This is a genomic window from Kitasatospora sp. NPDC007106, from assembly GCF_040634455.1.
Taxonomy (GTDB): Bacteria; Actinomycetota; Actinomycetes; order Streptomycetales; family Streptomycetaceae; genus Kitasatospora; species Kitasatospora arboriphila.
Window position 1 is genome coordinate 1 of the sequence record NZ_JBEYFP010001395.1, and the last position, 1,141, is coordinate 1,141.

Genomic DNA, 1,141 nt, shown 5'->3' on the forward strand with positions numbered 1-1,141 from the left:
CCCGGCGCAGGTCGGCGGCGCGGGTCAGCGGCCGGCGCGGGCGGCGGCCGTCCGGCAGGTCCGGAAGGCCTGGGCGGGGTCGGCGTCGAGGTAGGCCCAGGGGAACTCGGTCACCGTGTCGCCTAGCTCGCCGAACAGCAGGTTCGCCGTCGCCGGCTGCCCCGCCATCGAGAACGCCATCGCGAAGGTGTTGTGCGCGCTGCGCCAGCCGCGCCCGCGGACGTACGCCGGGTGCAGCACGGACCGCTCGGCGGCCTCGTGCAGCTGGTCCCTGACGGCCTGCCGGGTGATGTACGCACGGTCGTCACCGCTGTCGAGGTCGAGCCAGTGCTCGACGTGGGCGAGCGCGACCAGTTCGCCCAGCGGGCTGCCCTCCGGCGCGGCGAGCATCGACGTCCGGGCGAAGTCGTGCATCTCCTCGTGCGAGCCGCCCCACTTGCGGCAGAGCTGCTGCAGCCGCTGGCGGTGCGAGCCGAGGTGGTCGGGGCGGCGGCGCAGCGCGGCCTCGAAGCGGTGCCGGGCGACGTCCGGGCCGAGGGAGGCGCCGCGGGCGCTGATCTGCAGGAAGTACCAGGGCGCGAGCCAGGTGGGCTCGCGCTCGGCGACGGCGTACAGCAGCTCCTCGGCCTGCTCCAGCCGCTCCCCGAACAGCTGCCACTGCTCGCGGCTGACGTGCTGGGCGCGGGCTGCCGTCCGTGCCTCCCACGCCCAGGAGACCTGGCGGGCACCGGCGAGCAGCAGCGGCAGGGCCGAGTCCGGCTCGGCGGCGACCGCCTCGGCCAGCCAGCTCTCGCTGCCGGTGGTCTCGGCGAGCTGGGCGATCAGCCACGTCAGGTCCGCCTCGTCCTCGACGGTGCCGAGGCCGGCACGGACCGCCTGCCAGTCACCGGCGGCGGCCCGGGCCTGCAGGCCGCGGAGCTCCTCCTCGCCGTAGGCCGGGTCGACCGCGGGGCCGGCTCCCCCGCCGCCGGACCGGCGTCCCAGCAGCCGTCCGAGAATCGACATGGCGGCAGCCCCCTCCGTGCCGCCGGCCCCGTCCGGCCGCGGCACACGTTCGTGTCCACAGGTGCTTCTGCACAGGTGAGTGGGCCGTGTACGACGATCACTCGAACGGAGTACATATCACGTGGGGGCGACAGCA

Annotated in this window: 1 protein-coding gene; it reads right to left on the reverse strand. The window is 75.4% G+C overall.

Annotation, left to right across the window (positions count from 1 at the left end; genetic code table 11):
• Window positions 1-24 precede the first annotated feature (24 nt).
• Window positions 25-1,005: a hypothetical protein gene (locus ABZ641_RS38760; protein WP_359989400.1), complete on the reverse strand. Its 981-nt coding sequence runs from the start codon at window positions 1,003-1,005 to the stop codon at window positions 25-27.
• Between the last annotated feature and the right edge of the window lie 136 nt (window positions 1,006-1,141).

What these genes read in the sequence shown, in the direction of transcription:
- ABZ641_RS38760 (WP_359989400.1), bottom strand. Translation starts at nt 1,005, where the DNA reads ATGTCGATTCTCGGACGGCTGCTGGGACGCCGGTCCGGCGGCGGGGGA.